Consider the following 6,399-nt stretch of genomic DNA (forward strand, 5'->3'; position numbering starts at 1 on the left):
CGTCCGGCCGCGCGCCCCAGCTCTCGCTCACCGCGGCCACCATCGCCAGGCCCCGCCCGCAGGTCGCGAGCGGTGTGGCGTCGGCCGCGTCCGCGTCGTCGGCCGGTACCGGCAGGCGCGGATCGTGGTCGTGCACCGACACCGTGAGGAGGTCCGGCCGGAGCTCCAGCTCGACGGTGCACGACTTGTCGGGCCTGGCGTGCCGGTGGACGTTGCTGAGCAGCTCCGTCACGCCGAGCGCGGCCCGGTCTATCAACGGGTCGAGATGCCAGTAGCGCAATTGCGCAGATACGATTCTGCGGACCTGGCCGATCCGCGACGGCAGGGCTTGGAGCTCCACCGTGCAGTGCCTGCTTGGGTAACTGATCACGGCTGCGACTCCCCGATGTGAGGTCCGGAAGGGAACCGGCAAAACACGGAGAACAACGGATCCAGGTGGCCCCCCGGGAAGCGGCCGCCTGCTGTCGAGGCCGGCGGGCTGGTTCGCAGCGTTATCGCCGGTAAACCCAGAGTGACGTGAGACCAGCGTGGCGCAGGGGGCATCCGCGCGCAACTCGCTGCATCCGTACGGTGAGGGCGGGGCGCCGGGCGGCCATCGCGGCACCGGTCGCGCCCCGCCGTGGCCCGGGTGGGCCGGCCCCTCACCCGGGCTCGGCCGGCCCGCGCCCGGGTGCCGCGGCCCGCGGTGGCGCCGCTCAGTCGCCGCGTCCCGCCGCCCGGCGGACCGCCTCGATGAACCGGCGGGCCGCCGGCGGCCCCGGCTCGCCGGGAGCCGGGTCCTGCTCACCCAGGGTCAGCAGGTACCGCTCGCCGTTCAGGTCGGCCAGTGCCTTGTCGTCCGGAGCGAACCACGGCTTGGAGGCGCGCACCGCCTGTACCGGTGCGCTGTCGATCTCGCTGCCGTAGCTGTTGAGCAACTCCACCCTGCCGTCGCTGATCCGGACCTGCCCGGCCCGGGTGAGCGAGCGCATGCGTTTGCCGATCCGCACGCCCGTGGCAGTGAACTCCGGCTCCGCCATCTCTCGCCGCCCCCTTGTGCGCGTGTTCCCGTGTTCCGGTGTGCGCCCCCGTTCGCGTACGGGACCATCGTCCCGCACGCGTGCAGTCTGCCGCGCCGCGGCACGGAGCACCAGTGCGCGCGGGGGGCGCGCGGAACGGCGGCCCGGAGCACGCGCGCAGCCGCGGCCGGCCTCCCGCATGCCTGTGCCCCAGGGTCGCTTTGGGCCCTCCAAAGATGTGTTTATGCAGGTGGGAAGCGGTGTGAAAGATGCCTATGCTCAGGGTGCCGGCCGCCACGGGCGCCGTCGGCGCAGAGCGTAAGGAGCCCCGCCGTGAGCATCACCCCACAGATCCGGACCGGCGCCACCCTCGACGTCGACCGCAGTGACCCCGCCTACCGTGGCTGGCTGAAGGAGGCCGTGCGCAAGGTGCAGGCGGACGCCAACCGCTCGGCGGACACGCACCTGCTGCGGTTCCCGCTGCCCGAGCGCTGGGGCATCGACCTCTATCTGAAGGACGAGTCGACCCACCCCACCGGCAGCCTCAAGCACCGCCTCGCCCGTTCCCTGTTCCTCTACGGCCTCTGCAACGGCTGGATCCGCCCCGGGCGCCCGGTGATCGAGGCCTCCAGCGGCTCCACCGCCGTCTCCGAGGCGTACTTCGCCAAGCTGATCGGGGTGCCCTTCATCGCGGTCATGCCCCGCACGACCAGCGCCGAGAAGTGCCGTCTCATCGAGTTCCACGGCGGGCGGTGCCACTTCGTGGACGACTCCCGGATGATGTACGAGGAGTCGGCCCGCCTCGCGGTGGAGACCGGCGGCCACTACATGGACCAGTTCACCTACGCCGAGCGGGCCACCGACTGGCGCGGCAACAACAACATCGCCGAATCCATCTTCCGCCAGCTGGAGTTGGAGCGGTTCCCGGAGCCAGCGTGGATCGTGGCCACGGCGGGCACCGGCGGCACCTCGGCGACGCTCGCGCGCTATGTGCACTACATGCAGTACGACACCCGCATCTGCGTCGCCGACCCGGACAACTCCTGTTTCTTCGAGGGCTGGACCACCGGCGACCCGGACGTCACCTGCGACTGCGGCTCCCGGATCGAGGGCATCGGCCGGCCGCGCATGGAACCGAGCTTCGTGCCCGGCGCGATCGACCGGATGATGAAGGTCCCGGACGCGGCCGGCGTCGCCGCCGTGCGGGCCCTGGAGCGGGTGATCGGCCGCAAGGCGGGCGGCTCCACCGGGACCGGGCTGTGGAGCGCGCTGAAGATCGTCTCCGAGATGGTGGCCGAGGGCCGTACCGGCAGCCTCGTCACCCTGCTGTGCGATCCGGGGGACCGGTACCTCGACAAGTACTACTCGGACGCCTGGCTCGCCCAGCAGGGCCTGGACATCGCGCCGTACGCGGCGGCGATCGACTCCCTGCTGGCCACGGGCGTGTGGCCGGACTGAGAGGTGCGCGCCCGGGCAGGCCCGGGGTGTGCGGCTACGATCGGACGGTGATCCAGAGCGCAGAGCTGGCCGGTGTCTTCGACGAGCTGGCCGACAGCTACGACCACGGGCACCACGAGGAGATCGCGCGGGCCCTGATCGACCGGGTGGCCCCGGGCGCGGACGACGCGGTCGCCGACGTGGCGTGCGGGGCGGGAGCCGTCGCCCGCCAGCTGGCCCGCGAGCGGCCCGCCGCCGCGAGGCCCGTCCTGGCCGTCGACCTGTCCCCGGGCATGATCGCGGCCGGCCGGGCCCGCGCCGCCGAAACGGCCGGTGCCGAGGCGATCGACTGGCGGGTGGGCGACGCCGTGCCGCTGCCGGTCCCCGACCACTCGCTCGACGTCGTGTTCTGCGCGTCCTCGCTGCACTTCCTGGGCGCCCGGGCCCTGGCCGACTGGCGGCGCGCGCTGCGTCCGGGCGGCCGGGTGGGTTTCTCGCTGCCCCTGGCCACGCACTTCCGCCCGTCGCCGCGCTTCGCCGAACTCCTCGCCGGGGACGTGCCGTTGCCCGCCGACGCGCGGGAGGCGAGCGACTGGACCGAGGCCCGCGGATTCACCGGGGCGACGTCCCGGGTGCTGGTCCTGGGCACCCGACGCGTGGTGCTGACCTCGGCGACCCGCCCGTACGGCCGATGAGTCCCCGGTCGGCTCGCGCCTCCGTGGGCGGCCGGTCGCGGGCCGCCCGGCCGGTGCGGGCGGAGACCGGGTGAGGCGTCAGCCGTTCTTCCTTCTCCGGGGCGCCCGTGCGGGCGGACGGGTGCCGGCCGGGGGCTCCAGGTAGCTCACGCGGTCGGGTTCCCAGGCGCGCCGCAGCGGGTCCCGCACCGCCCGGGCGCACAGCCCCACCGGGGTGATCACCGCGAAGTACAGGACGTCCAGGCCCAGTTGGCGCAGTCGGTCAGTCCCTCGGGATCGTGGCACGCCAGTCGCCCTCCTCTCGCCACGCGGGCTGGTCGCGCTTGTCCAGGAGTCGGTCGCCGAGGACGAGGAGATCGATCCGGGTGCGCATGAAGCAGGCGTAGGCCTCCGCCGGGTCGCGCACGATCGGCTCCCCGCGCACATTGAAGGACGTGTTCACCAGTACCGGGCAGCCCGTGCGCTCACGGAAGGCGGTGAGCAGCGCGTGGAAACGGGGGTTGTGCCCGGCCGTCACCGTCTGCACCCGGGCCGAGCCGTCCACATGGGTGACCGCCGGGACCGTCGAGCGCGGCACGCGCAGCAGGTCCAGGCCTCGCGCGCCGTCTGCCTCGGCCCCGCACTCCCGTCGCCGGGCCGCGGCGACCTGTGCCGTCAGCAGCATGTAGGGACTCTCCCGCGGCAGGTCGAACCAGTCCTTGGCGTCCTCGGCCGGCACGGCGGGGGCGAAGGGACGGAAGGACTCCCGGAACTTGGTCTTGAGGTTGAGGGCGGACTGCATGGCCGGATCGCGCGGGTCGGCGAGGATCGACCGGTTGCCCAGCGCCCGCGGACCGAACTCCATCCGCCCCTGGAACCAGCCCACCACCCGGCCCCGCGCCAGCTCCGCCGCCACCCGCTCGACCAGCTCCCGCTCCGGCAGCCGTACGGCGGGATAGCCGCCGCGGTCCAGGAACTCCTCGATCTCGCGGTCGCCGTAACCGGGCCCGAGCAGCGCGCCCGCCATCGCGTCCCCGCCGTGCCCGACATGGGCGCGGGGCGCGCCCCGGCGGTGCGACTCGGCCAGGGCCGCGCCGAGCGCCCCGCCCGCGTCGCCGGCCGCCGGCTGGACCCACAGCTCGTCGCACACGCCCTCGGCGAGCAGCCGGCCGTTGGCCACGCAGTTGAGCGCGACTCCGCCGGCCAGGCACAGCCGCCGTTCCCCGGTGCGGCGCAGCGCGGTGCGGGCCAGCCGCAGCAGCACCTCCTCGGTGACCTGCTGCACGGACGCCGCCAGGTCGAACTCCCTTTCCGTCAAGGGCCCTTCCGGTGTCCGGCGGGGCCCGTCGAACAGCTCCTCGAAGGCCCGGCCGACCATGGTCCGCCCGTACTGGAAGGTGAAGTGGCGCAGGTCCAGGCGGAACGAGCCGTCGTCCTTCACATCGATCAGCCGCCGGCGGATCAGGGGCGCGTAGCGGGGGGTGCCGTAGGGGGCGAGGCCCATCAGCTTGTACTCGCCCGAGTCGACCTTGAAGCCGCAGAAGTAGGTGAACGCGGAGTAGAGCATGCCGAGCGAGTGCGGGAAGCGCAGCTCCGCGAGCGGGACGAGCCGGGTGTCCCGGCCGTGCCACAGGGTCGTCGTCGCCCACTCGCCCACGCCGTCGACGCAGAGCACCGCGGCCGAGGGGTACGGGCTCGGGTAGAAGGCCGACGCGGCGTGCGAGGCGTGGTGCCGGAAGGCCACCAGCGGCGGGAGCGGCCGCCCGGGCGCCAGCTCGCGCAGGCGGGCCCGTACGTCGTCCAGCGCCCGCCGCTTCCAGCCGGCCCACTGCGGGAACGACCGCCGGAACACGGGCAGGCCGTGCGGGGCGGTCGCCAGCCAGGTGGCCAGGACCCGGCGGAACTTCAGCGCCGGGTCCTCGTAGAACGCCACGGCCGCCAGCTCGTCGAGGCGCAGTCCGCCCAGCTCCAGGCAGGAGCGGACGGCGTGGACGGGGAAGCCGGGGTCGTGCCGGCGCCGGGTGAACCGCTCCTCCTGGGCCGCCGCGAGCGGGACACCGTCCGCCACCAGGGCCGCCGCGCTGTCGTGGTAGTAGGCGGAGATGCCCAGGACCGGGCCGCCGCCCGTGCTGGTGCCCATGTCAGAACAAGGGGTAGACGGAGGCGTCGTCCTCGGGCTGCGGGCGCAGCCGGGAGGGCGGCGGTGGCGCGGGCGGGTCCGCGGGCCGCGCCGGCGGGGCTGCGGGGTCGGCCGGCCGGCGCGGCCCGCGGTGCCGCAGCCAGGCGGAGAGGCGGCGGACGGCCGAGGCGGGCGCCGTCCCGCCGTCCTCGCTCATCGCATCGCGCATCGAGGGGCTCCCTATGCCAGGTCGAGGTGGTGGGCGAGCTGCCGGGCCACCAGGTCGTAGCCGAGATCGGTGCCGTGCACACGGTCGATGAACAGCCAGTCCCCGGGCGCGGCGGCCTCGCCGAGGGCCACGTTCATGTCCAGGAAGGGCACGCCGAGCCGGGCGCATCCCGCGGACAGCCGTTCGGCGTAGGCGCGGCCCACCTCCATGGTGGAGATGTCGTTGTGGAACCGGCGGAAGTTGGAGACCTCGTCCAACTCGTCGAAGAGCAGCTTCTCCCGGGGCAGCGGTTCCTCGCGGACCCAGGGGGCGAGCGGCTGGAGCACGAAGGTGAGCCGGGCTCCGAGGCCGTCCGCGAGCGTCTTCCAGCCCGCGAGGTGACGCAGTGTCAATTCGGTCGAGTGAGCGACGCGTTGTTCGGGCGGGGGGACGACCTCGGGGGCGGGGCCGCAGTCGAAGAAGGCGCCGTGCCGGCCCTGCTTCTCCTCGGGCAGCCTGCTCAGCACCAGGTTGTTGACGCCGGACAGCAGCACGATGTCCTCGACGGGCGGCAGTTCGTGCTGGAAGAGGGTGAACAGCAGCAGCTCCTGGGCCGAGTTGTGGCTCTGGCCCGACATGTTGAGCCAGGGCAGGCGGGGCGCGTGGGCGTTCCACAGGCGTGCCGTGATCGTGGCCGCGTCCCCGGTGGCGCCCACGCCGAAGACCGCCGAGCTGCCCGCGAGCACCCGGACCGGGCCGTCGGGGCGGTCGTCGCCGACCGTGGCCCGCTGCCCGTCGGGGCCGGGGGTGACCCGGAAGCCGTGCCGGTCGGTGGTGTAGACGGGCGTCTTCTCGTTGCCGTACTGGAAGTAGCCCAGATACGGCTGGTCCTCCAGGACGAAGGTGTAGTGCTCCATGTGCGGGGCGAACTCGGCGCGGGGTGAGGTCATCGCGAAGGGGCTC

The 6,399-nt window shown here is 73.7% G+C and carries 8 protein-coding genes; 2 read left to right on the forward strand and 6 right to left on the reverse strand.

Annotated elements, in window-relative coordinates; all coding sequences use genetic code 11:
* Both FRZ03_RS35380 and FRZ03_RS35385 read right to left on the reverse strand, forming a co-directional pair.
* Window positions 1-370: ATP-binding protein (locus tag FRZ03_RS35380; RefSeq protein WP_146469211.1), on the reverse strand; the 370-nt coding region annotated here is incomplete at its 3' end.
* A gap of 325 nt (window positions 371-695) precedes the next feature.
* A complete protein-coding gene (locus tag FRZ03_RS35385; protein WP_146469158.1) occupies window positions 696-1,019 on the reverse strand; it encodes a hypothetical protein in 324 nt (107 codons plus the stop codon).
* 312 nt (window positions 1,020-1,331) lie between these two features.
* Between FRZ03_RS35385 and FRZ03_RS35390 the strand changes: the two genes are divergently transcribed.
* Window positions 1,332-2,456, forward strand: a complete 1,125-nt coding sequence (locus FRZ03_RS35390; RefSeq protein WP_146469159.1) for a PLP-dependent cysteine synthase family protein — start codon at window positions 1,332-1,334, stop codon at window positions 2,454-2,456.
* 47 nt (window positions 2,457-2,503) lie between these two features.
* On the forward strand, window positions 2,504-3,130 hold the full coding sequence (locus FRZ03_RS35395; protein WP_146469160.1) for a class I SAM-dependent methyltransferase: 627 nt from the start codon (window positions 2,504-2,506) through the stop codon (window positions 3,128-3,130).
* Window positions 3,131-3,208: 78 nt separating this feature from the next.
* Here the strand turns inward: FRZ03_RS35395 and FRZ03_RS35400 are convergent, their stop codons facing one another.
* The 4 genes from FRZ03_RS35400 to FRZ03_RS35415 form a co-directional block, all read right to left on the reverse strand.
* A complete protein-coding gene (locus FRZ03_RS35400) occupies window positions 3,209-3,415 on the reverse strand; it encodes a hypothetical protein (RefSeq protein WP_146469161.1) in 207 nt (68 codons plus the stop codon).
* A complete protein-coding gene (locus FRZ03_RS35405; protein WP_146469162.1) occupies window positions 3,393-5,249 on the reverse strand; it encodes a carbamoyltransferase family protein in 1,857 nt (618 codons plus the stop codon). Before FRZ03_RS35405 ends, FRZ03_RS35400 begins: the two co-directional genes overlap by 23 nt.
* Window position 5,250: 1 nt before the next feature.
* Window positions 5,251-5,457 (reverse strand): hypothetical protein, encoded by a 207-nt coding sequence (locus FRZ03_RS35410; RefSeq protein ID WP_146469163.1) that lies wholly within the window; start codon window positions 5,455-5,457, stop codon window positions 5,251-5,253.
* Between the two features lie 11 nt (window positions 5,458-5,468).
* A partial coding sequence (locus FRZ03_RS35415) for an SGNH/GDSL hydrolase family protein (protein ID WP_315902684.1) occupies window positions 5,469-6,399 on the reverse strand: 931 nt, incomplete at its 5' end.

It is taken from the genome of Streptomyces misionensis (assembly GCF_007896895.1).
GTDB lineage: Bacteria > Actinomycetota > Actinomycetes > Streptomycetales > Streptomycetaceae > Streptomyces > Streptomyces misionensis_A.